This window comes from Microbacterium sp. 05T445 (assembly GCF_056395865.1).
This window is the reverse complement of the sequence record NZ_JBFTKJ010000001.1, coordinates 1,452,138-1,476,948: the sequence shown is the minus strand read 5'-3', so window position 1 is coordinate 1,476,948 and position 24,811 is coordinate 1,452,138. Positions and strand designations below refer to the sequence as shown.

Genomic DNA, 24,811 nt, shown 5'->3' with positions numbered 1-24,811 from the left:
CAGGATGCGTCGCGTGAGCAAACTCCACTGTAGAACCGGCCTGCGTGTCGGTGCCAGGGCCCGACGCACCACCGGTGGATAATGACACGTTCCGCGCTCGGTTTGAGTTCTCGGGCGTCTCGACGTAGCCTTAATCGGTTGACTTATGCCCTCGTGGCAGTCGCCCCTGTACACACGTCCCCGGTCTCGAGCGTCCCGGTGACACCTGATCGGAAGTAGTCCCCATGAGCAAGCGCACCTTCCAGCCCAACAACCGTCGCCGCGCCAAGAAGCACGGCTTCCGCGCCCGCATGCGCACGCGCGCCGGCCGCGCCATCCTCTCGGCTCGTCGCGCCAAGGGGCGCACCGAGCTCTCGGCCTGAGCCGAGCGGTGCTCGCGAGGCCGAACCGACTGACCCGCGGAGCGGAGTACAAGGCCGTTGTCCGTCGGGGTCGTCGTTGTGCCGGAGCGCATACCGTGACCTATGTCAACCGCGCCGTGACCGATGGTCCGGCGCGGTTCGGCTTCATCGTGAGCCGCCAGGTGGGCGGCGCCGTCGTGCGCAACACCGTGCGTCGCCGCCTCAAGGCGCTGTGCTACGAGTCGATCGACTCCGTCGCGGCCGGCAGTGACGTCGTGATCCGCGCGCTGCCCAGTGCCGCCTCCGCCTCCTACGCGGAGCTGCGCACCGACGTCGCGAAGTGCCTCGCACGGAGGGCCGCATGAGCGTCCTCCCCGCCTACGCCCTCGGAACCGCCGAGTTCGAGGCATCCGGTCTGCTTCGCAGCATCCCCCTCCTCCCCCGCAACGCGGTTCTCGCGTTCCTCCACGGGTACCGGGCGACGATCTCGCACACCTACGGCGACGTCTGCAAGTACTACCCCTCATGCTCGGCGTACGCCGTCGGCGCGGTGCAGCAGCACGGCGCCGTCGTCGGATCGGCGTTGACCGCCGCGCGCATCGCGCGGTGCCACCCCTGGGCGGTCGGCGGCGTCGATGACGTGCCGCCCCGCAAGAACTTCCGGCATGCGCTGACCCGCCACGGGTTCGTCGTGCCCGCCCCCACCGGAAAGGACTGATCCACCGCATGGATCTCTTGTCAGCCCTGGCCTCCACCCCCTCGCCCACTCCAGGCGCGACCGGCGGAGGGTTCGATCTCTTCGGGATCATCCTGTGGCCGCTGAAGTGGGCGGTCGAGGCGGTACTCGTCTTCTGGCACTGGCTGTTCACTGCTATCGGGATGCCGCCTGCCGACGGCATGACCTGGGTGCTGTCGATCGTCGGCCTCGTGGTCGTCGTGCGTTCTGCTCTGATCCCGCTGTTCGTGCGGCAGATCAAGAGCCAGCGCAAGATGATGGAAATCGCTCCTGAACTGCGAAAAGTTCAGGAGAAGTACAAGGGCAAGCGCGACCAGCTCTCTCGTGAGGCGATGAGCCGCGAGACGATGGCGCTGTACAAGAAGCACGGCACGACGCCGGTCTCCAGCTGCCTTCCGCTGCTCGTGCAGATGCCGGTGTTCTTCGCGCTGTACAGCGTGCTCAACGACGTCAGCAAGCACGCGCAGGCCGGCATCGGTGGCGTGGGCCTGTTGAACGCGGAGCTCACGCAGGAGTTCTACAACGCGAAGCTGTTCGGCGTCGCGTCGCTGCACGAGACGCTGATCCAGGCCTTCCAGACAGGCAACACCCCGGCCATCGCCATCCTCATCACGCTCGTGGTGCTGATGATCGCGTCGCAGTTCTTCACGCAGCTGCAGATCATCTCGAAGAACCTCTCCCCCGAGGCCAAGACCGGCCAGGCCTACCAGATGCAGCGCATCATGCTCTACATCCTGCCGCTGGGCTTCATCTTCTCGGGCGTGTTCTTCCCGCTCGGCGTCGTCATCTACTGGTTCGTGTCGAACCTGTGGACGATGGGTCAGCAGTTCCTCGTCATCCGCGAGATGCCCACTCCCGGCTCGGATGCCGCCAAGGCACGCGAAGAGCGTCTGGCCCGCAAGGGCAAGGCGATCGACGCCTCAGGCAAGGTCGTTCCGATGGAGAAGTACGTCGCCGAGCAGCAGCGCCTGTACGAAGAGGCCGAGCGTGCGAAGGCCACCGCGCCCAAGCGTCAGCAGCCGGTGAGCAAGCAGCGCGCCAAGAAGCAGGCGCAGAAGCAACCGGGCCAGAAGCCGGGCGAGACCGAACCGGGATCCGCCGGCTCGGGCTCGGCATCCTGACTCCGCATCAGACACGACTCCACACGAGGACCACGCCATGACCACGTCCCCTGAGTTCGCCCCCGTCGACACGCGCGACGAGCGGGTTCCCGCCACCGTCGCACAGCTCGAGGAAGAAGGCGACGTCGCCGCCGACTTCATCGAAGGTCTGCTCGACATCGCCGACATCGACGGTGATCTCGACCTCGACGTGCGCGCCGGACGCGCCTACGTCTCGGTCGAGGCTCCCGTCGGCGGATCGGTCGCCCTCATTGCGGCGCCCGACACGGTGCAGGCGCTGCAGGAGCTCACCCGCATCGCGGTGCAGAACCGCACCGGGCGCTTCTCGCGACTGATCCTCGACATCGGCGGGTCGCGCGACGTGCGCCAGCACGAGCTGACCGCACTGGTCGATCGCGCCATCGCGCGACTGGAGGACGGCGCGTCGCAGGCTTCGCTGCCCGCGATGTCGAGCTATGAGCGCAAGGTCGTCCACGACATCGTGGCCGAGCGGGGCTTCGTCTCGGAGTCCTATGGCGAGGGCGCTGACCGCCACACCGTCATCCGTCGCGGCTGAGCCGCACGTTTCACGTGAAACATGAGTGAGTCTGGCGACGCAGCGATGATCGAGATCGAGCCGGAACCCGCGGCCGCCGCCGAGATCTTCGGCGCGCGGATCGATGTCGCGCGCCGATTCGCGGACGCCCTCGGCAGGCACGGCGAGGAGCGCGGACTCATCGGTCCGCTGGAGCCGCCGCGACTGTGGTCGCGGCACATCCTGAACAGCGCCGTCATCGCCCCGCTGTTCTCGGGACGTGTCGGTGACGTGGGATCGGGCGCCGGACTCCCGGGTCTCGTGCTCGCGATCGCGCGTCCCGACGTGGAGTGGATCCTCATCGAGCCGATGGAGCGCCGCGTCGCCTGGCTGTCGGAGCAGGTCGAGGAGCTCGGACTCGACAACGTCGAAGTCCTGCGTGCGCGCGCGGAGGACTGGAAACGCGGCCCGGTTCTGGATGCCGTCACCGCCCGTGCCGTGAGCGCATTGCGGACGCTGGTTCCCCTGACCGCTCCCCTGGTTCGTGACGGCGGCGAGCTGATCCTGCTCAAGGGCACCAGTGCTGCCAACGAGATCGAAGCGGCCGAGAAGCAGCTCCGCAAGTTCAAGGTCACCGACGCTCGTGTCGAAGTCGTGGGTGACGGGGTGCTCGCAGAGCCCTCCCGTGTGATCCGAGCCACCGTCCGCTGAGGGCGTCGTCGGAGCGTTTCACGTGAAACGGCCGCGACGGCGCGCACCTGAAGGGCTGGGCCCGGTCGGTGGGTGTCGACCGCACACGGCACGCGAGCAGGGCTGAACGCGACTTGACCGGCGGGTTCGACTTCGCGTCGGCTGTCTGGGACTCGCGTAGGCGACCGCTCCCCCACCATGTCGGGTGTTGCGTGGGGGAAGCGCCGGCGCTGCGGTGGTCTCGCCCAAGACGTGACGGGGCTGACGGCGAGTCGACGTGCGTTGTTCTCACAGGCGCTGACGTGGATGCCGACGGTCGCCTGTGGCGCTCAGCCTGACACCCACCGGTACCGGTGGCGCAACCTGCGGTGGGGTGGCATCAGCTGTTCAGTTCCACGGCGGTCACCGCACCATCGAGCACCTCGGCAAGCACGTACACACCGTCATCCCGCGTGCCATAGGCGAGCGTGATGACAGGGTGCGGTGCTTCCGTCGCCCAGAATGCACTGAGCGAGACGACCTCGCACTTCGCGAATTCCCCCAGGTCGGCGTCAGCAGGCAGCTGCGCGGCGACGACGGAGTGAAGCAGAAGAGGTTCCATGCCGATGATATGACCGAATGCAGCACGTACTGTCGGCAACCTTCTCTCGAGCACGTCGTCGCTCCACGCGGCATCTGTGACGAGGCCCGACGAGAATCTGCTGCCCCACAAGGTCAGATGGCACCGAAAGAACGTCGGCAGATCACGCCGGAATGAGAGCTGATCTGCATCGGTCGGAAACGGCGCCATGCGACGAGCCTACGGTGGGCGTGGGCGTGGGCGTGGGCGTGGGCGTCGGAACGATGCCGCCTTTGAGTAACGCGTCCCGGCAGTGTGTGCTGCAGCCTGGACGCGCTCACCCGTCGACTCGGAGGACATGCTACGCCGTCGAGACCGGCCGCGGTCGAGTCGAGCGTTGGCGACAGCGGTCCGGTCCAGGCGTGTGCGAGGTGTGACGGAGCTGTTGTTTCACGTGAAACGTCTCCTCCGCGATGGTCCCGTCGCATGAGTGCGAGTCGTGGTGCGTGATGCCGCATGGGGCTGCGCACCTGAATCTCGGCTCGGACGGCGAGTGGTTTGCCATGACGGGTGACGCGAGGGTGTCCGTGGCTGACCTGCGAGCGCATCCGGCCGTCGACTCTGGCCGTGGTCGATTCGAGCGTTGGCGACAGCGGCCCGGTCCACGCGTGCGCGATGCGTGACGGAGCTGTTGTTTCACGTGAAACGTCACTTCCGCGATGGTCCCGTCGAATGAGTGTGAGTCGTGGTGCGTCATGTCGCATGGGGCTGCGCGCGTCCATGAAGGTTCGGGCCGCGGAGTGCCTCGATATGCCGCGGGACTGGAGGGTGAGCGGGTTTGATGCGTTCTCAGTGCGTCATTGAGGCGTCGAGTCGACGCGTCATCGGGCGAGCGTCGGATCTTGTGCAACACCGGCCGCCGAAACAGCGGCTTTGGCCGACTGAGGGTGGAGGGATGGCAACGCCGCCGCTGGGTGCGGCGGGTTGATGCGTCGCCGATGTTTCACGTGAAACGTTGCCTCCCTGACCGGGCTCTGGAAGAGTGCGTCGACGGATCCTCAGCTCCCGCCCGTAAGCGCACCCGCAAGCAATCAGCCGGCGCAGTGCGTCCCCTTACGGGAGTGGAGGGTTGGCTGTCTCGCCGGACGTGCCGCTGTCCGCGTGCTCCCCTCCCCTTGTGTGCCGCCTCTGGCATGAGCTCTTACCGCACGAGCCGAGGGCTCCACGGAGCGGTCATCCTGCGGCTGCCGCCTCCGTTCGCGGATCGACAGCTTCGCGGAGCGGAAGCACCGATGTCGGGTCCGGTCCGTGCGCGCCGCGCCGCGAGCACGCCGCATCCCATGCGGTGGTCCGATCTGCGTGGGCCGGCCCGAGCTCTGCTGTACCGCCTCACCTGCGTCCACGCGCACGGAACACCGCGAGCTGAAAGCGCCGATGGCGGATCCTGCCGATATGCGTCGGTGCCGGGCTTGGGCACCCCAATGTCCCCGGTCGCCCGATCTGCGTGGGCCCGTGCGCTCTACCGGGGCGCCTCACCCACGTTCCCGGCGGGGAAGAGGGCGAGGCTGGTGTGCCGATGTCCTGTCCGTGCGCGTCGTCCCGCGAGCGCGGCGCACCCCGTTGTCTCGTCGCCCGATCTGTCTGGGCCCGCGCGCTGCCGCGCCGCCTCATTCACGTTCGCGAACAGGGAACATCGCGAGGGCGGAAGCGCCGATGGCGGGTCCCCTCCCTGTGCGTCGACACCTGAGGGTGCGACGCACCCGATGTCCGGTCGCCACATCGGCGTGGGGTGCCTGACTCCCTGCTGTCACCCCTGATCCCCTGGTCGCGTGTGAGAGCACGGGCCATGCCAACGCGCGGGCGTGGCGTCCGATCTCTGCGGGTGTAGGCCGGAGCGGGCCGCGGTCAAAGGGCGCTGCGCAGATCGGTTGCCCTGGACGCCACTCCGCTCAACGCGTGTCACCGGGGCCGTTACGGGCCGCGGCGCGGTGCGATTGAACGACTCCTCGGCGGCGCAGCGATTGAAGCACGCAGGCGTTGAAGGCCGCGGGTGCGAGAAGTGTTTCACGTGAAACAGTGCACCGCGGTCCTCCACTCCCCTGCGCTTCCGCAGCCCTTTCGATGGACGGGTGCCGGTCCGAGCGCGTCGAGTGGTCGACGCAGCGGACGATCACGCGGCCATGCACGGGCGTGCCACTCGTCCGTTCTCACGCTCAGGGTCTGCGGTCTGACGCACCATCACGTCTGCGCCGAGCTCATGCTGCGCGGTGGGCGGGGAAGACGGTGTGCTTCTCATGGCGGAACCGAGGCAGCGCCCACAACCCGTCGACAACACACGCGACCCATCTCGAAGGGCGCCGTGGCGTACACCTGCGAGGCCTCCCGCCGGCGCCGGAACGCTGCTCGCGATTGCGCTCAGGTGCCCGCCCTTGCGGCGCGGGGTTGTGTGACGCAGCGCGATCCGCCGCCGGCCGGGTGCGGCTGCCACGTACGTTGGCCACATGGTCGGGGAACGAGAGCCGCGGTGGGAGACGGTCGGGAGCGCGGAGGTCTACCGCGGTCGCGTCAGGATCGTCGAACACACGGTCGTGATCGATGACGGGATCCGCGCGCGGTACGAGGTGGACGAGAGCGTTCCGTTCGCCGTGGCGACGCTCGTCGTCGACGGCCAGGACGTGATCCTCACACGCCAGTACCGGTATCCACTCGACCGATGGATCCACGACCTACCGGGTGGCGCGGGCGAAAGCGGCGAGACACCAGAGTCCGCCGCGCGCCGAGAGCTCGAGGAGGAGCTCGGGCTCATCCCCCAGGAGCTGATACCGCTGCACACGTTCGCCATGAACCCGGGACGCGCGGCGTGGCCGGTCCACCTCTTCTTGTGCACGGACGGTGCGCGCGAAGCAGAGGTGGACCTGTCGGATCCTGCTGAGCAGGTGCGGCGAGCCCGCATGACCATCGGGGCGCTGGATGCCGCGATCGCGAGCGGAGAGATCGTCGACCCCTCGCTCATCATCGCGCGGGCGTGCGCTGCCGCCAAAGGTCTTCTGCCGCCACTCTCCTTCGGGAGTGCCGCGAGTGGCTGAGGTCGCTTCGCCGCGAGCGGTCTCGGGCGGCGGCGATGTTTCACGTGAAACGCCCTGCGTTCCTGCGATGTCGAGAGCGAAAGCGACACCGCGGGCGGGAGGAGGCGGCTGGTGCATCATGGGGCGCTGAGGAATCGTGGTGCGCGTGCCTGTCCGGCATCCGGCTGGAGTGTGCCGCGCGATCCATCTGCACGAGTCCGCCCTCTTCCTTGGTCGCTCGACAGAGGAACCGTCGGCCGCCTCGCGCATCGTCCGCCGCGGCGAAGGATGGGTCAGAAGTCCGTGCACGCTCGGAACCACCCCGACTCGAAGCAGGGCGCCGGCAATGGACGGGAGCCGCACGTCGATATCACCCGTGGCGTGCCGGTCGCGAAGCGCCGCGTTGACCTGCCGTCCGCGGTGATCACCCTGGCGGGTCCGAGAGCGTCGCCGATGACAGCCTCCTTCAACCCGTCCCGCAGTGATCAGGTCCGCTGCCCGCCCGGTACCCTCAACACTGTGACGCTCGGACCCGCGGTGCCGCCCATGACGGGCCCCGGCCGGCCCGCCCGCGACTTCGTCCCTGAGTCTCACCGCCGCCTGCCGATGCTGCGGGTCCTCCTCCCCCTGATCGACCGCGACGACCGGCTCGTGCGGTGGTCGGACTATGTGTCGCTGGATGCGGAGCTGGCTTCTCTGAGCTGGTGGACCGTCATCGATCGAACCGCCCAGGACCGGCCGGAGGTGGGCGATCTCGTCTCGTGTCGGGGGGCGTTGGATGCTGCGACCCTGGCCGGTCTCGACGATGTCATCGGAGCCAGCGCGCTGACGGCGCTGCGGTGGGCGGGCTATGCCGAGCACCCGGTCACCGACCCGTCTGTTCGGGTATTCGGGAACGAGTTCAGCGCCGCGCCCCTGCGTCGCGGGGAGCTTCGCGTCGGGGAGCGAGTTCCTGAGTTCGCGTGGGACGAGGATGGCGCGATCGCGTGGGGAACCCACCTGTACCCTGACTCGCTGATCCTTGCAGGTGAGATCACCCGCATTCGGCGGGCGCATGCCGATCCGCGCCTGGACACGATCATCGTGCGCCCCGATGCAGACGTACTGCCCGCGAGCTGGGGGGACTGACCTCCCCGAAGCGCGCCCTTGCTGGGATCGACGGGGAGGATGCGGCATCCCGATGGCGACGTGGGCACAGAGTCGGCGGTCGCCCGCTCACACGCGCGGGCGCACGGTGATGTTTCACGTGAAACAGCGAGAAGACGGCCCCGGATCCGACGATCCACGGAGGGTCTGGGGGTGGGGCGGGATAGAGTGGAAGACGTTGTTCACCGGCTCGCGAAAGGGAGAGTGTTTCACGTGAAACAGCCCGACGAGACCGAAGCTCCGGCATCCTTCTCGTTCGATGACTCGCCGATCGCCCGGGAACTCGCGGATCTCTCCGCTCGCCGCAAAGCCCTCGACGAAGCCGACGTCAAGCTCTCCGGACGCACGCGCGTTCTGACGGTATCGAACCAGAAGGGCGGAGTCGGGAAGACGACGACCACCGTCAACCTCGCTGCGGCCCTCGCCGACCGCGGGGCTCGTGTGCTCGTGATCGACCTCGATCCGCAGGGCAACGCGTCGACGGCACTGAGCGTGCCGCACACCGCCGAAACCCCGAGCGTGTACGACGTGCTGATCGACGAATTCCCGCTCGCCGACATCGTGCAGGTGAGCCCGGAGTCCCCCAACCTGCTGTGCGCGCCGAGCACCATCCACCTCGCCGGCGCCGAGATCGAGCTGGTCTCGCAGGTCGCCCGCGAGCACCGGCTGCGCACCGCGGTCGAGGACTACCTCGCGAACCTCGAAGAGCGCATCGACTTCATCCTGATCGACTGCCCGCCCTCGCTGGGACTGCTGACCATCAACGCCTTCACGGCGGCACATGAGCTGCTCATCCCGATCCAGTGCGAGTACTACGCGCTCGAGGGCCTCAGCCAGCTGCTCGGCACGGTGCGGATGATCCAGAAGCACCTCAACCCGCAGCTGCACCTCTCGACGATCCTCCTCACCATGTACGACGGCCGAACCCGACTCGCGCAGCAGGTCGCCGACGAGGTGCGCGAGCACTTCCCCCACGAGGTGCTCGAGACCGTCATTCCGCGGTCGGTCCGCGTCTCGGAGGCGCCGAGCTTCGGACAGACGGTGATCGCATACGATGGGCAGTCCGCCGGCGCCATCGCATATCGCGAAGCGGCCGTCGAGATGATCCGGCGCGACAGCGCCTCGAACGAAAAGGACGCCTGATGGCAGCGAAGCGCACCGGACTCGGACGCGGAATCGGCGCACTCATCCCGACCACCGAGCAGACGGACGAGCGCCCCACGGACGTCTTCTTCCCGCGTCCGGTCGCCGTGGAAGAGATCCAGGACGACCTCATCGAGGTTCCCGGCGCTCACCTCGCCCACATCGACCCGCACGACATCGTGCCCAACCCGCGCCAGCCGCGGACGAACTTCGACCCCGAGCACTTCGCCGAGCTCGTGCACAGCGTCCGCGAGTTCGGCGTGCTGCAGCCAGTGGTCGTCCGCAAGAACGACAAGGGCGAGTACGAGCTCATCATGGGCGAGCGCCGCACCCGCGCCGCGCGGGAGGCCGGGCTCACCTCCATCCCCGCCGTCGTGCGTGACACCGCCGACGAGCACCTCCTCCGTGACGCCCTCCTCGAGAACCTGCACCGCTCCGAACTGAACCCGCTCGAAGAGGCATCGGCCTACCAGCAGCTGCTCGAGGACTTCGGCATCACGCAGGAAGAGCTCGCGACGCGCATCGGACGCTCGCGCCCGCAGATCAGCAACACGATCCGTCTGCTGAAGCTCCCGGTTCCGGTGCAGCAGCGCGTCGCCGCCGGGGTGCTCACGGCCGGCCACGCGCGCGCCATCCTGTCGCTCGAAGACCCCGCCGCGATGCAGCGCTTCGCCGACAAGATCGTCAACGAAGACCTCTCGGTGCGTGCCGCCGAGGCTGCCGCGAAGCTCCCGGATGCCTCCCCCACCCGCGCCGCCAAGCCTCAGGCCGGTTCGCGACGCGCGCACCTGGACGAAGTCGCCGACCGCCTCGGAGACCGCCTCAACACTCGCGTGAAGATCTCGTTGACGGCCAAGAAAGGCCAGATCAACATTGATTTCGCGAGCATCCAGGACCTGAATCGCATTCTCGAGGAGATCGGCGAGACGGGCTACGGCTCGGTCTGAGCGCCCGACCCTCCGGGACTTCTCGGGCTAGCCCGCCGATACCGACGACGCCTCGTCGGCCACGTCTGTGACGAGCGCCGCCGCGCGCCGGCGCAGCAGGGCCGTCTCGGCGTCGTTGCCCGGCAGCGCCGCGGCCTCGAGGAAGGCCGCGGCGGCAGCATCCTTCTTCCCCATGCGCTCCAGCAGCTCCGCACGCACCGCGGGAAGGGGACGGAAGCCGGTGAGCTCGGGCGCGAGCGCGTCGACAAGTGCGAGCGCAGGCTCGGGGCCCTGCACCATGGAGAGCGCGACCGCACGGTTCAGACGCACGACCGCCGAGGGGGCGAGCGACTCGAGCGCGTCGTACAGGCGGAGGATGCGGCGCCAGTCGGTGTCGGCGAACGTCGGCGCGGCAGAGTGGCACTGCGCGATCGCGGCCTGCAGGCCGTAGTAGCCCAGGCCGCGACCGGCGGCATCCGCTCGGCGCATCGCCTCGTCGCCCCGTGCGATCGCGGACCGATCCCAGCGGTGGCGGTCCTGATCCTCCAGCACGACCGGGAGGCCATCAGGTCCGACACGGGCAGCGAAGCGCGACGACTGGAACTCCATGAGCGCGATGAGCGACACGATCTCGGGCTCGTGCGGCATGAGTGCGGAGAGCTGCCGACCCAACCGGACGGCTTCGCGGGCGACGTCCGGGCGCAGGACCCCCTCCCCCTCTGCGGCCGAGTACCCCTCGGTGAAGAGGAGGTAGATGACCTGGAGCACGCTCGCGAGGCGCGCAGGGCGCTCCGCGCGATCGGGGACTTCGAAGCGGACGCCCTCCGCGGCCAAAGACCGCTTCGCGCGCACGATCCGCTGCTGCACCGTGGGCACGGTCATGAGCAGCGCACGGGCGATCTGCTCGGTGGTCAGGCCCGCGACCGTGCGCAGGGTCAAGGCGAGACGCGCCTGCGCCGGCAGCACAGGATGACAGGCGACGAAGACCAGCCGCAGCACGTCGTCATCGATTCGGTCGGGGTCTGCCTCGTCGGGTACCGGGTCCGACGTCTCCACCGCCAGCGCCTCGGAGACGAACAGCGGCTCGCGCTGCGCCATCCGCTCGCGCCGGCGCCAGCCGTCGACCGCGCGCCGCTGGGCGACCGACATGAGCCAGGCTCCGGGGTTGTTCGGGATGCCGGACTCCGGCCACGTCGCGAGGGCTTCGACGAGCGCCTCCTGGGCGAGGTCCTCGGCCCAGGCGAAGTCTCCCGTGCGTCGGGTCAGCGCGGCGACGATGCGCGCGGACTGCTCGCGCCACACCGCTTCGACCGCGCGCCGCGCGTGGTCGTCGTCGGTGGTCATGCTCTCAGCGTAGGCGTGCGAAGACCGGCGACGTCGGAATCGCGACGTACCCTTGACTGGTGGCAAAAGACGAGCAGACCCCGCGCCGGCGCGCGAGCCTGGAGCTGCTGCGCGCCGAGGCCGCAGACGAGTTGTCGGTCCTGATCACCGAGCGCCTGCGAGCCGGCGAGGATCCGTGGGAGTTCATGGACGACCTGCCGACGGTCGACGAGCTGGTCGTCTTCCTGCTGCGCGCGGAGAACATCGCCGAGAACGGCGGATCCCGGCCCAGCGCCAGCCGTCACTACCGCGTGCTGCGACAGATCGCCCTCGACTACCCGCCGTTGACGCGCGCCGTCTGGCGTCTGCTCGGAGATGCCGACACGCACCGCCGCTGGGATGCGACGGTGCGCGCGGACGCGAGCTGACGCGCGTGCGTCAGGAGTTGGCCGCACGCCACTCCTGCGCGTTGCTGACCCACTCGTCGTTCTGGTCGAAGTCGCTGAGCTCGTTCACGCGACGCACCTCGAGCGCCGTCCCGGGGCCCAGCGGGCACTTCCGCGCCCAGTGCTCGGCCTCTTCGCGGGAGGCGACCTCGAGGATCCAGAAGCCGGTGAACACCTCACGGGCCTCGGCGTACGGCCCGTCGGTCACGGCGGGCGGCACGGCGGAGAAGTCGACGCGGAAGCCCTCGGCCGCGTCCGAGAGGCCCTCGGCGGTGAGGAACACGCCCGCCTTCTGCAGCTCCTGGTTGTAGGCGCCCATAGCGGCGTAGGCCTCCGACATGTCGGTGGTCGCCGGGTCGAACGCCGCAGCCGCTTCGGCATCGACCTGCATGATGAGCATGTAACGCATGGGATTTCCTTTCGGTCTGGGCGTCCGCCCCGGTTCAGGCCCTCGTTCGGGGTCCTTCACCCGGTACGTCGAACAAGCCTGGTCCAGATCGACACCGTTCGGCGAGAAATCTTCAGCCGACTCGGATGCCGCAAACGGAATGTAGTGGAAATCCCTGGTAGAAAGGGAAAACCCCGCCGATGTCGATCGGCGGGGTTCTCTTCAGGTGTGTGAGCGGTGTCAGCCGATGTAGGCCGCGAGGTCCTGCTCGAGCGCGAACTTCGGCTTCGCGCCGATGATCGTCGTCTCGACCGCGCCCTTGTTGAACACCTTCATCGCGGGGATGGAGGTGATCTGGTACTTCATCGCGAGGTCGGGGTTCTCGTCGACGTTGAGCTTCAGGATCGTGATCTTGTCGGGGTGCTCCGACTGGATCTGGTCGAGGACGGGCGAGACCATGCGGCACGGCCCGCACCACTCGGCCCAGAAGTCGACGAGCACCGGGCCATCGGCCTGGAGCACGTCCTGCTCGAACGTCGCGGACGTCGTCGCCTTGGCGGTCATCTGTGTTGTCTCCTTCGATGGGAAAAGCCTGTCGCTGATGAGAACAGCGCGGATCGCGGGAACATTCCCGGGCGTGTCGCGGTGCGCCCGGGCGTCAGACCGTGGTGACCTCGGGCAGGCCCGCGATCTGGTCGCCCGAGGCATCCGGGGCGCCCGCCTCGCCGAGACCGGCGAGGAAGTGCTCGACGTCGAGGGCGGCGACGGTTCCGCTGCCTGCCGCGGTGACGGCCTGACGGTAGGTCGGGTCGATGACATCGCCGGCGGCGAACACGCCGGGAACCGACGTGCGCGAAGAGCGTCCGTCGACCCACACGGTGCCCTCGGAGGTGAGCTCGAGCTTGTCGTGCACGAGGTGCGTGCGCGGGTCGTTGCCGATCGCCACGAACACGCCGTCGAGCGGGAGCTCGCGGCGGGTGCCGTCCACGGTGTCCTCGAGCACGACGCCGGTCACCGCGTCGTCACCGAGGATGTCGACGACCTCGCTGTTCCAGACGAACTCGATCTTCTCGTTCTTGAAAGCGCGCTCCTGCATGATCTTCGAGGCACGCAGCTCGTCGCGGCGGTGGATGATGTACACCTTCGAGGCGAACTTGGTGAGGAAGGTCGCCTCCTCCATCGCGGAGTCGCCGCCGCCGACCACCGCGATCACCCGCTCGCGGAAGAAGAAGCCGTCGCAGGTCGCGCAGTACGACACGCCGCGGCCGGACAGACGCGACTCGCCCTCGATGCCGATCTTGCGGGGCGCGGAACCGGTGGCGAACACCAGGGCGTCGGCCTCGTGCGTCGCACCGCTGCCGAGGGTGATCTTCTTGACGGGCCCGTCGATGTCGAGCGACACGACGTCGTCGTAGAGCACCTCGGCGCCGAAGCGCTCCGCCTGCTCCTGCATCTTGGCCATCAGGTCGGGGCCCATGATCGCCTCGGGGAAGCCCGGGAAGTTCTCGACCTCGGTGGTGTTCATGAGCTCACCGCCGGCCTCGACCGAACTCGCCACGACGAGCGGGCTGAGGTTGGCCCGTGCGGCGTAGATCGCCGCCGTGTAGCCCGCGGGGCCGGACCCGATGATGATGACCTGACGCACGTGCGCACCTTTCCTCGTGAAGCCCGCGACGCGCCCGTGACGGACGCGATGGCTCCGGATGCCTCAACACATGGTAACCGCGCGGCATTCCACCGCCCGGCTCGGCGTCGGCGTGCTCAGCGACGGCCGGGGAGGAACCGCTGCACCAGGCCCTTCGCGACGGCGAGCTCGGGTGCGCGGAAGAGAGCGAGGATGCCGATGTACACGGCGATCACGACGACACCGATGACCGCTGCGCCCAGGGCGCCGAGGATCTTGTCGGACGCCATCCAGCCGTCCACGCCGCCCATGAGCCGGAACGCCAGCCAGCCGACGATCCCGGCGGGGATGGCGGCGAGGGCGAACCGACCGAGCGCGGACAGCCATGAACCGACGTGGATCCCGCCCAGGCGGCGGTGCAACAGCCACGTGGCGACGATCACCTGGACGACGCTCGCCACCGACTGCCCGAGCGCCACGGTGGCCACGAGCTGCGAAACGGGCAGGATGCCGGCTTCGAAGGCCCACAGTGCCCCCCACGCCGACGCGACGACGAGCGCGCACTGCAGGACGGTGAAGAAGAAGGGTGTACGGGTGTCGTCGTAGGCGTAGAAGGTGCGCTGCACGACGAACAGCACAGCGAGCGGGATGAGCCCGACGAGGTAGCACAGCAGCACGCCCGCTGCGCCGACGGCCTCGTCCGGGCTTCCGGTGAAGATGCGGGATGCCGGCACCGCCGCCGCCGCCATCGCCGCCGTGGCGACGACCACGAAGAAGCCGAGGGTGCGGATGCTGCGACCGATGTCGCCGCGCACCTCCTCATCGCGGCCGGCCTTCGCGTGCTCGCTGAGCTGGGTGAAGTAGGGGGTGCCGATGGACAGCACGATGATCGAGTACGGGAGCATGAACAGCAGCCACGCGTTCGCGGCGACGAACATGCCGGGGTCGCCGTCGGGGACGTTCGACATGACCTGCGACTGCACGAGGCCGGCGAGCTGGCCGGCGACGACCATGAGGAACGTCCAGCCGGCGAGCCGGCCGATCTGGCCGAGGCCCACGCCGCGCCACCGGAAATCGGGGCGGATGTGCAGGCCGGTGCGCCGCCAGAAGACGAAGAGGATCGCGGTCTGGGTCACGATGCCGAGTGTCGCCGTGCCGCCGAGGACGGCGACCATCTCGGGCGTCCAGACCGTCCCCTTGCCGGCAGGGCCGAACAGCCAGATGAAGGCGATGAAGCCCGCGATCGAGACGATGTTGTTGACGATCGGCGCCCACGTGTACGGCCCGTACACACGCCGCGCATTGAGGGACTCGCCGACCATGGCGAACAGCCCGTAGAAGAGGATCTGCGGCAGGCACCAGTAGGCGAACGCGGTGGCCAGCGCCTGCTGCGACTCGCTGAACTTCGGCGCGTACAGCTCGACCAGCAGCGGCGCGGCGAGAGTGGCGAGGAGCGTGGTGCCCAGCAGCACGACCGTGCCGAGGGTGAACAGCTTCGACACGAACGCCCGGCCGCCGTCGTCGTGGGCGGCGGCCTTGACGATCTGCGGTACCACGACGGCGCTCAGCAGGCCCGTCGAGATGATCGTGTAGATGTTGTTCGGCAGCTGATTGGCGACAGTGAATGCGTTGCCGCCGGCGCTCGTGGCCGCCACGGCCGAGACGAGCACGACCGACCGCAGGAAGCCGGTCAGGCGCGAGACGATCGTCCCGGCGCCGATCATGACGCTCGCGCGACCGATGCCGCTCATTTCCCGGTCTCCTCAGGCTCGCTGCCGTGTTCGTCGGTCTCCGCGGCAACCGCGTCGCCACTCGGTTCCTCGGGCTCGGCCTCCGGCGTCGCCGTGTCCTGTTCCTCGACGGCAGCCTCGGCGTCCGCGTCTCCGTCCGGCTCTTCCGCACCGGCCGGCTCGGCGGCATCCGCCTTCTTCCCGCGGCGGCGCACGCGCAGCACCGTGCGCGCGACGCCGATCACCAGGAGTGCGCCGACGAGCACCGCGAGGGCGGCGATGCCGACGCCCTCCCAATCGGCCCACACGTTGACCTCGACGGTCTCGGGATCGCCGATCGCCACGAACGCGGGGCTGCGCAGCTGCAGGGTCAGCGTCACCTCGCCGCGGCCGACGCGGGCCTGGACGGGCACCTCGACGCGCGTGTTGCTCTCAGGCGTCGCCACGACCGGGGTCTCGCTCTGCACGTCGATGCGCAGGTTGTCGCGGGTCGCGTACAGCACCAGGTTTACCGGGTAGGGCAGGTCGTTGCGCACCCAGAACTGCAGGCCGGCGCGGGATCCGTACAGGTCGCTGGGGCTCGTCGGCAGCAGCGCCACCGAGGTCAGCGTGTCGGCCGTCTGCGCGCGATGGTCAGCGAGTGCCGCCGGCCAGCCGTCATCGCCCACCCACGCGACGCCGAGGACCTGGAGGATCTCCGCACGCTCGGGGCCCGTCAGCAGCGCCGGGTCATCGAGGATCGTCGCGAACCGGCCGATCTCGCTCTCCTCCCCCACCAGGACGGATGCCGCGTCCGCACGACCGCTCGACGGGGCGACGTCGGTCAGCTCCACCGCGACGGGGTCGCCGGCGGCCAGGGCGGGGAGCGTCCGGGGCTCCACGCCGGGGGCGGTCAGCGCCGCGGAGATCGCCGCGCCCAGCCCCAGGCGGGTGCGGTCGTCGCCGCGGCCGACGGTCACCAGCAGCGCGTCACCGGTCTCTGCCGTCGCGAACGCGAGGTAGGCGGTGGCCGCGGTGAGGGGTGCGCCGCGCAGCCAGGACTCCTCGGTGCCGCTGGCGTCATCGAGCGCCGACGACACGTCGCTGTCGTACACGAGCACGTCGGCGTCGCCGACGCGGCCGTGCGCCGACACCGTGCCGCCGCCGGCACCGGTCCTGGTCGTGTCGGACGGCACGATCGTCGTCGCGGCGACATCGTCGGTGGACAGGTCGCCGAGGCTGCCCACGACCTCCGTGGTCGCCGTGCCGTCGGCGGGCCAGTAGACCGCCGAGCGCGTCGCGGGGCCGACGGCCAGGAGTTCGTCCGTGCTGGGGAAGACGCTGCCGGGGGTCGGGGTCGCTGTGGGAGTCGGGGTGGGCGTGCCGGTGGGCGAGGCCGTCGGGCCGGGCGTCGGCGCCGAGAAGTCCGACGCGTCCATGTAGGCGGTGAGCGACGTCGGTGCGAGCGGGCGGGGGAATCCCGCCTCCATCTGCGCCGTGACGTCGGCATCGCCGAACTGCAGGGCGAACCGCGAGTTCTGGAGGGCGTCGAGGCGGGTGAGCCAATCGACGGCGGACTCGGGCGCCGAAGACCCGAGCACGCGGATCGCGGCGGGGATCGCGGGGTCGACGGCCAGGATCGCGAGCGTCCCGGTCACGGCGTCGAGCTGCTCGGTGAGCTCGCCGTCCGCGGCGGTCAGTTCGGCGAGCTCGTCGGCCGTGAGGAGCCCCTCCCCGAGCGGGCCGGCGGTGATCGGCACGACGACGCCGATGCCGACCGCGGCGTCGTCGGCGCGCGGCACGATGAGGGCGCTTGTCGAGGTGACCACGGTCCCGGTGGCGTCCTGGTACGACGCGGCCAACGGGTAGACGCCGGCCCCGAGGCCGGCCAGCGCCGGATCGTCCGCGGCGACGGTGAGGCCGCGCACCTGGAAGGATCCGGGGTCGACCGCCTCGAGCACCCCGGTGGTGACGGGTTCGAGGGCGGGCGTCTCACCGGTGCCGTCGAGCCACGCGGTCAGTCGCGCACGGTCGGCGAGCGGGGTCCGCCCGAGCGACAGGGTCACCGTGGTGGCCGGGAGCTCGGCATCCGTCCCGTTCTGCAGTGACACCGTCACCGCGAGGACGCTGCCCGGGCGCACGACGCCGTTTCCGAGCGGCGACAGGGCGAACGCGGTCGTACCGGGCGCCAGGCTCGACGTCGGGGTAGGCGTGGGCGTAGGCGCGGGCGCCGCCAAGGCCGCCGTGGGAAGCAGCAGGCCGACGACCACTGCCGCCGCGGCGAAGGCGGCGGTCACGAGACGCGGTGCGCGGCGGGGGGGACGCCGCAGGGCTCGCGGTGGGGTCACGATCATCCTGTCGGGGGTTTCGCTCCTGTGCGATGTCCTGACCGCACGATCCAGGAGAGTCTACGGTCCGAGCCTCCGAGCCCGCCGGACGCCGGGCGGTGCGGGCGCAACCTGCAGATGCGGGCCATCGCCTCCCACGCGGCCGGGCACGCGCCCTCGTCCCCGGCGCGATTGAATGGACGGGTGCTGCCCGAACCGGATCCCGCCCTGTGCCGCGACCTCGCCGACGACCTCCGCGAGGCCGGATTCACCGCCGAAGCGCTCCGCGACGCGTGGGGCGCCGCGGCCGACGACGCCATCGCCCGGGGCCTCCGATCGCCGGCCGCGCGCGCACTCGGCGCGCGCACCGACCCGTTGGCCGTGCTGGCACGGCTGCTGGTGCTCGGGATGCCGCAGGCTGCGGCATCCGTCGATCTCGCGCTGACACGCAGCGGTGCCGACGGGCTCACCCGGCTGGGACTGGCCGCTGCCGCCGGCGACGAGGTGCGTCCGCTCGCAGTCGTGCGGCCGCAGTCGTACGCTGACGCGTCCGGAACCGGACAGTGGTGGATCGCGAGCGACCTGGACGAGGCGGCGCTGGGCGGCCCGCTGCCGGAGGACCACGTCCTCGGCGTGGGCGGCGCATCGCTGACCCTCGCCGGACTGCAGCTGCCCACTCCCGCCGCACGCGGGCTGGACGTGGGTGCGGGATGCGGCATCCAGGCCCTGCGGGCACGCGCACAGGTCGACGCGATCGTGGCGACCGACATCTCGGCGCGCGCACTGTCGTTCACGCGACTGAACGCGCTCCTCAACGGCGTCGACGGCATCGAGGTGCGCCTGGGCAGCCTGTTCGAGCCGGTCGCCGGCGAGCGATTCGACCGCATCGTCTCCAATCCCCCGTTCGTCATCACCCCTCGGGTGGCCGACGTGCCCTCCTACGAGTACCGCGACGGCGGGATGGTGGGCGATGACGTGGTCGCGGCGTTCGTCACCGGCGTCGGGGCGCATCTCACGCCCGGCGGGGTGGCGCAGCTCCTGGGCAACTGGGAGACGCGGGACGGCGTCGCGGGGCTGGATCGGGTGCGGGAGTGGGTCGCCGCATCGCCGGTGGCCCTGGACGCGTGGGTCGTCGAACGGGAGAGCCTCGACCCGTTGTCTTACGCCGAGCTGTGGGTGCGCGACGGCGGGACGCTCCCCGGCACGCCTGGCTTCGCACGGCTGGTGGATGCCTGGCTCGACGACTTCGCCTCCCGTCACGTGACCGAGGTGGGTTTCGGGTATCTGCTGCTGCGGCGTCCCTCCGAAGGCGCCGCCCCGACGCTGTCGCGCTACGAGACCCTGCACACCGCCCTGCCCGGCGACAGCCTCGGTGCGCACCTGGCGGCGGCACTGGAGGCCCATGACCGCCTGGAGGTGCTCGACGAGGCGGGGCTGGCGGCATCCGTCCTCACCGTCGCACCGGACGTCACCGAGGCGCGCCACCACCTGCCCGGCGCCGAGGACCCCACCGTCATCGAGCTGCGGCAGGGCGGCGGGTTCGGCCGCGCGCTCGGCGTCGATCCGGGACTCGCGGCACTCGTCGGCGCGTGCGACGGCGACCTCGCCGTCGGGGTTCTGATCGACGCGATCGCCGAGCTGCTCGAGGTCGACGCGCCGGCGCTGCGCGCCGACCTCCTGCCCCGCGTGCGCGAGCTGACCTTCACCGGGTTCCTGCGGTTCGCCTGAGCGAGCCTCGATAGGCTGGAACCCATGCTCACCATGGCCGAGGGCATCGTGCGCCTCGGCGCGCTCGCCGAGTCCCCCGTCGTCGCCACCCTGGCGCGCGCCTTCGCCGACGCCGGGTTCGACCTGGCCATCGTGGGCGGTCCGGTCCGCGACGCGCTGCTCGGCCGCGAGACCCACGACCTCGACTTCACCACCGACGCGCGGCCCGACGACATCCTGCGCATCGTCAAGCCCGTCTCGACCGCCCAGTGGGACATCGGGCGGGCGTTCGGCACGATCGGCGCACGCGTGCAGGGCGAGCAGGTCGAGATCACGACCTACCGCGCCGACAGCTACGACGGAATCACCCGCAAGCCCACCGTGGAGTTCGGCGACACCATCGAGGGCGACCTCGTGCGACGCGACTTCACCGTGAACGCGATGGCGCTGCGGGTCCCCGGCCAGACGCTGGTCGATCCCACAGGCGGTGTCGAAGACCTGCTGCGCGGCATCCTGCGCACCCCCGCCGACCCTGCCGTCAGCTTCGGCGACGACCCGCTGCGCATGCTCAGGGCCGCGCGGTTCTCGTCGCAGCTCGGGTTCGACGTCGATCCGGCCACGGTCGCGGCGATGGAGGACCTGCGCCAGACCCTCGAGATCGTCAGCCCCGAGCGCATCCAGAGCGAGCTGGCGCGGCTGCTGGCCACCGACCAGCCGGTGCGCGGTGTGCGCCTGCTCGTCGAGACCGGGCTCATGGCCGAGTTCCTGCCCGAGATCCCCGCTCTGCAGCTCGAGGTGGACGAGCACCACCACCACAAGGACGTCTACGAGCACTCGCTCACGGTGCTGCGTCAGGCGATCGAGCTCGAGAAGGCGCGGAACCCCGGCTCCGCCCCCGATGTGCCGCTGCGGCTCGCGGCGCTGCTGCACGACATCGGCAAGCCCTCGACCCGGCGTCTGGAGCCCGGCGGCGGCGTGACCTTCTACCACCACGATCTCAAGGGCGCGCGGCTGGCGCGCAAGCGGCTGCAGGCGCTGCGCTTCGACTCCGACACGATCGGGACCGTGACGCGGCTGATCGAGCTGCACCTGCGGTTCTTCGGATACTCCGAGGGCGCGTGGACCGACTCCGCGGTGCGCCGGTACGTGCGGGATGCCGGAGCCGAGCTCGAGCGCCTCCACATCCTCACCCGCGCCGACGTGACCACCCGCAACGTCAAGAAGGCCACGCGGCTCGCGCGGGCCTACGACGACATCGAGCGCCGCATCGCCGAGCTCGCCGAGCAGGAGGAGCTGGACGCGATCCGCCCCGAGCTCGACGGCAACCACATCCAGGAGGTGCTCGGCATCGGCCCCGGCCGCGAGGTCGGCGAGGCCTACCGCTTCCTGCTCGACCTGCGGCTCGACGAAGGCCTGGTCGGTGAGGACGAGGCCGAGAAGCGCCTGCGCGCGTGGTGGGCCGACCGGGGCTGATCCGCCTCAGGGGCAGTGGATGCCGCGGCCCCGCCGCTTCGCGGGGATCACCGGAGCGCCTGCAGGTGCGAGGACACCCGCTCGGCGAAGGCGGGGCAGCCCGCGTCGGCGAGAGCCTCTGCGAGAGGCTCGAGGCGGCAGTCTGCCCGCGTTCGCCGCCTGCCTCCGTGCTCCCGGGAGACCACCTCCCTCACGTCGGCACGCGCGCTGTCGTCGACGAGGCACAGGAACTCGTCGGGGGTCCACACCTCGAAGGGCAGCGCGGCGTCGTCGCTGATTCGACGAGGGCGGGAAGAGACCACCACATGGGCCGCGCAGGACGCGATCTCGGCCGCGACGAGACGACGAGGTTCGACCGCCTCGTCCAGGTCGATGTCGGCGTCGATGGCGCCGATCACCTCGTCGAGGCTGGCCGCGACGAGCGCAAGGCGTCGCCCCGCGGCGGTCCGGCGCGCAGGGTGTCGCCTCGACCACAGCCGGGCGGCGTCCGCCACGACGCCCGCGGACGAATGCAGCTGGAAGGACCCTGTCTGGTGGCGCAGGAGCGCGAGCCATTCGAACGGGGTGCGCGCGGCGAGGACGTCGCTGTCGACGAACACACGGTGCAGCACCCGGTCAGACTACCCAGCGGAGGTTGTCAATCCACCCCGAATCCTTCGTCGAGCTCGCGCAGGGCGTCGAGGGCTTCGCGCCGCTCACGCGCGCGGCTGCGTCGCAGCGCGAGCACGTCCGCCGTGCGCAGCCGCGTGTGGGTTCCGACGCGGTGGGAGGCGAGCTCGCCCGCCTGGACGAGCTTCATCAGCGTCGGCCGGGACACCCCGACGAGCTCGGCGGCCACGGTGGTGGTGACCTCCTCGGGGAGGGTGGCGACGGACACGCGTCCGCGCGCCAGGCCCTTGAGGACGTGGGTCAGGAACGAGCCCAGGTCCGTCGGGATCGCGGTCTCCGCTCCGCCCTCCGCAGCGACGGCGTACCCGAGGGAACCGAGGTCGGGCAGGCGCCGGAGGAGGTCCGCCGCCTGCTCGCGCAGACCTTCTTCGACGAACACTGTCCCGTTCGACAACAACACGCTCATGCGGCCCCCCGACCCGTGTCGCGCACCACCCCCGGGCGCTCTACCTGACGATCGTATCCGGTTGCAGTTGCACCTGCTTGCTTTGCAGATACATCTGTAAAGCGCTAGCGTCGCCCGAGATCGACTCGCCGATGGAGGGGACAGGAATCACGTGGATGCGGTAGCGCTCAAGCGGACCTGGAGTCAGGTCGCTGCCCACGGGGACGCGGTTCCCGGGTACTTCTACGCGCACCTCTTCCTCGCCCACCCCGAGACCCGCGACCTCTTCCCGGTCGCGATGGCGGCGCAGCGCGACCGGCTCGTCAAGGCGCTCGGTCACATGGTGAGCAATGTCGACCGTGTCGGCGACGTGGTGCCGTACATCGAGGATCTCGGACGCGATCACCGCAAGTTCGGAACGATCGCCGCCCACTACCCCGCGGTGGGCGCGTCGCTGCTCGCGACCCTGAAGCACTTCCTCGGCGACGCGTGGACGGCCGAGCTCGCCGCAGACTGGGCGGACGCGTACGGACTCATCGCCACGACGATGATCACGGCCGCGGAGGCCGTCGAGTCCCAGCCCGCCACGTGGGCCGCCGAGGTCGTCGCGACGGAGCGGCGGGGGATGGATGTCGGCACCCTCACGATCCGTCCCGACGACAGGTACCGCTACCAGGCCGGCCAGTCGCTGGCCGTCGAGATCCCTCAACGACCTCGGCAGTGGCGCTACCTGTCGCCCACGCACGCGCCGCGCGCCGATGGAACCATCACCTTCCACATCCAGCTCGTCGCCGGCGGCCAGGTCAGCGGTGCGCTGCTGCGCGATGTCGGCCCGGGCGATCGCGTCCGGCTGGGCCCGCCCATCGGCGAGCTGCTGACGCTCCCCTTCGACAGCGAGTGGCCCGACCTGCTCCTCGTCGCCGGAGGCACCGGGCTCGCCCCTCTGCTCGCCGTGATCGACCAGGTCGCCGCCCGCCACGCCGCCCGCGGGAACGGCCCGCGCGTCGCGCTGTACCAGGGGGTGCGGCATCCGTGGGGGTTCTACGCGAAGCCCGAGCTCGAGCGGTACGCCGACGCCACCTGGCTGGACGTCGAGTACGGCGTGTCGGACGACCCCTCCTTCCCCGGACGCCGCGGGCTGATCGGCGACCTCGCCGCCGCGGACGGTCCCTGGGACGACCGACTCGCGATGGTCTGCGGCTCGCCGCGCATGGTCGATCACACCATCGCCGTCCTGCGCCGCGCAGGGCTCGACGAACACCGCATCCGCAGCGAGAAGTACGAAGACCCGTTCACCCAGCAACCCAGCGCCGCCGCCGGACGAGCAGACTCCCCGGAGCTCGTCCGCTCCAGCGTCACGCAGGGCATCCAGTAGAGGGCAGACGATCATGACCGCGATCCAATCCGTATCCACCACGCCGGAGTCGCTCCGCTCCGCATCCTTCTCGGACGAGCGCCACGGCTACGCGCGCGGCGAGGTCCACGCGCTGCTGACGGCGGCGGCCGACGCCCTCGAGGTCGCCTGGCGCGAGAACGCGGCCCTGACGGCCAGCGGCGTGAGCTCCGACGAGGGCGAGATCTCCAGCCGCGCGGTGCTGCTGCTCAGCAGCGCCCAGCGCATCGCCGACGACGCGGTCGCCGAGGCCGAGTCGTACGCGAGCGACCTGATCGAGACCGCGCGCCGGCAGTACCGCGAGATCGTCGAGCGGGCGCAGCAGGCCGCCCACTCGATCGAGAAGCGGGCGGCGGCGCACCCGGGCCAGGTCGCAGCCGCCCAGCCGCCGACCGCGGACCGGTCGTCCGTTCTCGCGTTCGCGACCGACGATCTCGAGGTCGCGGGGCCCGCCTCCCCCGACGACGTCGTCCGAGCCCGCCAGTTCGCACGGATGGCCACCGCGCAGGTGCACTCGCTGCTCGAGTCGATCGAACGCGAGCTGGGGCGCCTGGGAGCCGGTGCCGCACGAACGACTCCTCCCGAGCCTGCCGTGATCGATCCCGCGGACGAACGCCGCCGGCGATCGAGCGACATCGACTACTGAACGACCTGTGACGACGACATCCCTCACCTCACGATCGGAGCACCCGCATGACTGACACGACGGAAGCGACGCTGTACCAGCGACTCGGCGAAGGCGACGGCATCGCCGCCGTGGTCGACGGCCTCTACCGCCGCATCATGGCCGACGAGACGCTCGCCCCATTCTTCGAGAGCACCCGCATGATCGAGCAGAAGCGGCACATGGCGCTGTTTCTCGCGGCCGCAGCCGGGGGCCCCGACGGGTACCGGGGCAAGGACCTGGGCGTCGCGCACGCCGGGCGCGGCATCACCGACGCCGACTTCGACCGTGTCATCGGCCACGCGGCGGCAGCCCTCGCCGAGGCGGGCGTCGACGCCGACGCGATCGACCAGGTCGCCGGGGCGCTGATGCCCCTGCGCGCGCACGTCACCGGCGCGGCAGCGTAGCATTCGCGGCATCCGGTCGGCGCGCCCTCGTCGGCCGGGTGGCGGATGCGCCGAA

The 24,811-nt window shown here is 70.3% G+C and carries 25 protein-coding genes; 16 read left to right on the top strand and 9 right to left on the bottom strand.

What is annotated here, in order from left to right; genetic code table 11:
* Positions 1-224 precede the first annotated feature (224 nt).
* From rpmH to rsmG, 6 genes are read left to right on the top strand one after another with little or no spacing between them, the layout of a single operon-like run.
* The gene (gene rpmH / locus AC1DDU_RS07110; RefSeq protein ID WP_022879826.1) at positions 225-362 is read left to right on the top strand and encodes a 50S ribosomal protein L34; all 138 of its coding nucleotides are present in this window, start codon (positions 225-227) and stop codon (positions 360-362) included.
* A gap of 8 nt (positions 363-370) precedes the next feature.
* On the top strand, positions 371-706 hold the full coding sequence (gene rnpA, locus AC1DDU_RS07105; protein WP_477432474.1) for a ribonuclease P protein component: 336 nt from the start codon (positions 371-373) through the stop codon (positions 704-706).
* Positions 703-1,059, top strand: coding sequence for a membrane protein insertion efficiency factor YidD (yidD, locus tag AC1DDU_RS07100; protein WP_477432473.1), 357 nt, complete (start codon positions 703-705; stop codon positions 1,057-1,059). The genes rnpA and yidD overlap by 4 nt, the downstream gene beginning before the upstream one ends.
* Before the next feature lie 8 nt (positions 1,060-1,067).
* Positions 1,068-2,198, top strand: coding sequence for a membrane protein insertase YidC (gene yidC / locus AC1DDU_RS07095; RefSeq protein WP_477432471.1), 1,131 nt, complete (start codon positions 1,068-1,070; stop codon positions 2,196-2,198).
* A 37-nt stretch (positions 2,199-2,235) separates the two neighbouring features.
* A complete protein-coding gene (locus tag AC1DDU_RS07090) occupies positions 2,236-2,754 on the top strand; it encodes a Jag family protein (protein ID WP_477432470.1) in 519 nt (172 codons plus the stop codon).
* 45 nt (positions 2,755-2,799) lie between these two features.
* On the top strand, positions 2,800-3,423 hold the full coding sequence (gene rsmG / locus AC1DDU_RS07085) for a 16S rRNA (guanine(527)-N(7))-methyltransferase RsmG (protein ID WP_477433459.1): 624 nt from the start codon (positions 2,800-2,802) through the stop codon (positions 3,421-3,423).
* A gap of 358 nt (positions 3,424-3,781) precedes the next feature.
* Here rsmG and AC1DDU_RS07080 read toward each other — a convergent pair whose 3' ends face one another.
* Positions 3,782-4,192 (bottom strand): hypothetical protein, encoded by a 411-nt coding sequence (locus tag AC1DDU_RS07080; RefSeq protein WP_477432468.1) that lies wholly within the window; start codon positions 4,190-4,192, stop codon positions 3,782-3,784.
* Positions 4,193-6,606: 2,414 nt separating this feature from the next.
* On the opposite strand from AC1DDU_RS07080, the gene AC1DDU_RS07075 reads away from it, so the two are divergent.
* From AC1DDU_RS07075 to AC1DDU_RS07060, 4 genes are all read left to right on the top strand, one after another.
* Positions 6,607-7,047 carry an NUDIX hydrolase gene (locus tag AC1DDU_RS07075; protein WP_477432466.1) on the top strand — a complete coding sequence of 147 codons (441 nt, stop codon included), beginning with the start codon at positions 6,607-6,609 and terminating at the stop codon, positions 7,045-7,047.
* 267 nt (positions 7,048-7,314) lie between these two features.
* Positions 7,315-8,154 carry a hypothetical protein gene (locus AC1DDU_RS07070; RefSeq protein WP_477432465.1) on the top strand — a complete coding sequence of 280 codons (840 nt, stop codon included), beginning with the start codon at positions 7,315-7,317 and terminating at the stop codon, positions 8,152-8,154.
* 231 nt (positions 8,155-8,385) lie between these two features.
* Complete coding sequence (locus AC1DDU_RS07065) at positions 8,386-9,315, top strand: ParA family protein (protein ID WP_477432463.1); 930 nt, start codon at positions 8,386-8,388, stop codon at positions 9,313-9,315.
* A complete protein-coding gene (locus tag AC1DDU_RS07060) occupies positions 9,315-10,262 on the top strand; it encodes a ParB/RepB/Spo0J family partition protein (protein ID WP_477432461.1) in 948 nt (315 codons plus the stop codon). Before AC1DDU_RS07065 ends, AC1DDU_RS07060 begins: the two co-directional genes overlap by 1 nt.
* A 27-nt stretch (positions 10,263-10,289) precedes the next feature.
* Here AC1DDU_RS07060 and AC1DDU_RS07055 read toward each other — a convergent pair whose 3' ends face one another.
* Positions 10,290-11,585 (bottom strand): RNA polymerase sigma factor, encoded by a 1,296-nt coding sequence (locus tag AC1DDU_RS07055; protein ID WP_477432459.1) that lies wholly within the window; start codon positions 11,583-11,585, stop codon positions 10,290-10,292.
* 59 nt (positions 11,586-11,644) lie between these two features.
* Between AC1DDU_RS07055 and AC1DDU_RS07050 the strand changes: the two genes are divergently transcribed.
* Entirely contained in the window at positions 11,645-11,992 is a 348-nt protein-coding gene (locus tag AC1DDU_RS07050; protein WP_477432457.1) for a tryptophan synthase subunit alpha, read from the top strand.
* A gap of 10 nt (positions 11,993-12,002) precedes the next feature.
* On the opposite strand, the gene AC1DDU_RS07045 is transcribed toward AC1DDU_RS07050, so the two are convergent.
* The 5 genes from AC1DDU_RS07045 to AC1DDU_RS07025 form a co-directional block, all read right to left on the bottom strand.
* Positions 12,003-12,419, bottom strand: coding sequence for a YciI family protein (locus tag AC1DDU_RS07045; RefSeq protein ID WP_477432456.1), 417 nt, complete (start codon positions 12,417-12,419; stop codon positions 12,003-12,005).
* A gap of 219 nt (positions 12,420-12,638) precedes the next feature.
* A complete protein-coding gene (gene trxA / locus AC1DDU_RS07040) occupies positions 12,639-12,962 on the bottom strand; it encodes a thioredoxin (protein WP_116195123.1) in 324 nt (107 codons plus the stop codon).
* A gap of 94 nt (positions 12,963-13,056) precedes the next feature.
* The gene (gene trxB / locus AC1DDU_RS07035; protein WP_477432454.1) at positions 13,057-14,043 is read right to left on the bottom strand and encodes a thioredoxin-disulfide reductase; all 987 of its coding nucleotides are present in this window, start codon (positions 14,041-14,043) and stop codon (positions 13,057-13,059) included.
* Between the two features lie 116 nt (positions 14,044-14,159).
* The gene (murJ, locus tag AC1DDU_RS07030; protein WP_477432452.1) at positions 14,160-15,773 is read right to left on the bottom strand and encodes a murein biosynthesis integral membrane protein MurJ; all 1,614 of its coding nucleotides are present in this window, start codon (positions 15,771-15,773) and stop codon (positions 14,160-14,162) included.
* Entirely contained in the window at positions 15,770-18,079 is a 2,310-nt protein-coding gene (locus AC1DDU_RS07025; protein WP_477432450.1) for a DUF6049 family protein, read from the bottom strand. The genes murJ and AC1DDU_RS07025 overlap by 4 nt, the downstream gene beginning before the upstream one ends.
* 183 nt (positions 18,080-18,262) lie before the next feature.
* Here AC1DDU_RS07025 and AC1DDU_RS07020 point away from each other — a divergent pair, with 183 nt between their 5' ends.
* Both AC1DDU_RS07020 and AC1DDU_RS07015 read left to right on the top strand, forming a co-directional pair.
* Positions 18,263-19,786 (top strand): DUF7059 domain-containing protein, encoded by a 1,524-nt coding sequence (locus AC1DDU_RS07020; protein ID WP_477432448.1) that lies wholly within the window; start codon positions 18,263-18,265, stop codon positions 19,784-19,786.
* 24 nt (positions 19,787-19,810) lie between these two features.
* On the top strand, positions 19,811-21,238 hold the full coding sequence (locus AC1DDU_RS07015) for a CCA tRNA nucleotidyltransferase (RefSeq protein WP_477432446.1): 1,428 nt from the start codon (positions 19,811-19,813) through the stop codon (positions 21,236-21,238).
* A 47-nt stretch (positions 21,239-21,285) separates the two neighbouring features.
* Here the strand turns inward: AC1DDU_RS07015 and AC1DDU_RS07010 are convergent, their stop codons facing one another.
* Together AC1DDU_RS07010 and AC1DDU_RS07005 are read right to left on the bottom strand one after the other, a co-directional pair.
* Positions 21,286-21,849, bottom strand: a complete 564-nt coding sequence (locus tag AC1DDU_RS07010; RefSeq protein ID WP_477432444.1) for a hypothetical protein — start codon at positions 21,847-21,849, stop codon at positions 21,286-21,288.
* A gap of 26 nt (positions 21,850-21,875) precedes the next feature.
* On the bottom strand, positions 21,876-22,313 hold the full coding sequence (locus AC1DDU_RS07005; RefSeq protein ID WP_477432443.1) for an excisionase family DNA-binding protein: 438 nt from the start codon (positions 22,311-22,313) through the stop codon (positions 21,876-21,878).
* Positions 22,314-22,464: 151 nt separating this feature from the next.
* On the opposite strand from AC1DDU_RS07005, the gene AC1DDU_RS07000 reads away from it, so the two are divergent.
* Genes AC1DDU_RS07000 through AC1DDU_RS06990 form a run of 3 tightly spaced genes read left to right on the top strand, consistent with a single transcriptional unit; the run spans position 22,465 to position 24,756 of the window.
* The gene (locus AC1DDU_RS07000; RefSeq protein ID WP_477432441.1) at positions 22,465-23,667 is read left to right on the top strand and encodes a globin domain-containing protein; all 1,203 of its coding nucleotides are present in this window, start codon (positions 22,465-22,467) and stop codon (positions 23,665-23,667) included.
* A gap of 13 nt (positions 23,668-23,680) precedes the next feature.
* Entirely contained in the window at positions 23,681-24,331 is a 651-nt protein-coding gene (locus AC1DDU_RS06995) for a DivIVA domain-containing protein (protein ID WP_477432439.1), read from the top strand.
* Between the two features lie 47 nt (positions 24,332-24,378).
* Positions 24,379-24,756 (top strand): group I truncated hemoglobin, encoded by a 378-nt coding sequence (locus AC1DDU_RS06990; RefSeq protein ID WP_477432437.1) that lies wholly within the window; start codon positions 24,379-24,381, stop codon positions 24,754-24,756.
* Positions 24,757-24,811: the final 55 nt, after the last annotated feature.

What these genes read in the sequence shown, in the direction of transcription:
- yidD (WP_477432473.1), top strand. Translation starts at nt 703, where the DNA reads ATGAGCGTCCTCCCCGCCTACGCCCTCGGAACCGCCGAGTTCGAGGCA.
- murJ (WP_477432452.1), bottom strand. Translation starts at nt 15,773, where the DNA reads ATGAGCGGCATCGGTCGCGCGAGCGTCATGATCGGCGCCGGGACGATC.
- AC1DDU_RS07055 (WP_477432459.1), bottom strand. Translation starts at nt 11,585, where the DNA reads ATGACCACCGACGACGACCACGCGCGGCGCGCGGTCGAAGCGGTGTGG.
- yidC (WP_477432471.1), top strand. Translation starts at nt 1,068, where the DNA reads ATGGATCTCTTGTCAGCCCTGGCCTCCACCCCCTCGCCCACTCCAGGC.
- rsmG (WP_477433459.1), top strand. Translation starts at nt 2,800, where the DNA reads ATGATCGAGATCGAGCCGGAACCCGCGGCCGCCGCCGAGATCTTCGGC.
- AC1DDU_RS07015 (WP_477432446.1), top strand. Translation starts at nt 19,811, where the DNA reads ATGCTCACCATGGCCGAGGGCATCGTGCGCCTCGGCGCGCTCGCCGAG.
- trxA (WP_116195123.1), bottom strand. Translation starts at nt 12,962, where the DNA reads ATGACCGCCAAGGCGACGACGTCCGCGACGTTCGAGCAGGACGTGCTC.
- AC1DDU_RS07045 (WP_477432456.1), bottom strand. Translation starts at nt 12,419, where the DNA reads ATGCGTTACATGCTCATCATGCAGGTCGATGCCGAAGCGGCTGCGGCG.
- AC1DDU_RS06995 (WP_477432439.1), top strand. Translation starts at nt 23,681, where the DNA reads ATGACCGCGATCCAATCCGTATCCACCACGCCGGAGTCGCTCCGCTCC.
- AC1DDU_RS07005 (WP_477432443.1), bottom strand. Translation starts at nt 22,313, where the DNA reads ATGAGCGTGTTGTTGTCGAACGGGACAGTGTTCGTCGAAGAAGGTCTG.
- rpmH (WP_022879826.1), top strand. Translation starts at nt 225, where the DNA reads ATGAGCAAGCGCACCTTCCAGCCCAACAACCGTCGCCGCGCCAAGAAG.
- AC1DDU_RS07080 (WP_477432468.1), bottom strand. Translation starts at nt 4,192, where the DNA reads ATGGCGCCGTTTCCGACCGATGCAGATCAGCTCTCATTCCGGCGTGAT.
- AC1DDU_RS07090 (WP_477432470.1), top strand. Translation starts at nt 2,236, where the DNA reads ATGACCACGTCCCCTGAGTTCGCCCCCGTCGACACGCGCGACGAGCGG.
- AC1DDU_RS06990 (WP_477432437.1), top strand. Translation starts at nt 24,379, where the DNA reads ATGACTGACACGACGGAAGCGACGCTGTACCAGCGACTCGGCGAAGGC.
- AC1DDU_RS07070 (WP_477432465.1), top strand. Translation starts at nt 7,315, where the DNA reads ATGGGTCAGAAGTCCGTGCACGCTCGGAACCACCCCGACTCGAAGCAG.
- AC1DDU_RS07060 (WP_477432461.1), top strand. Translation starts at nt 9,315, where the DNA reads ATGGCAGCGAAGCGCACCGGACTCGGACGCGGAATCGGCGCACTCATC.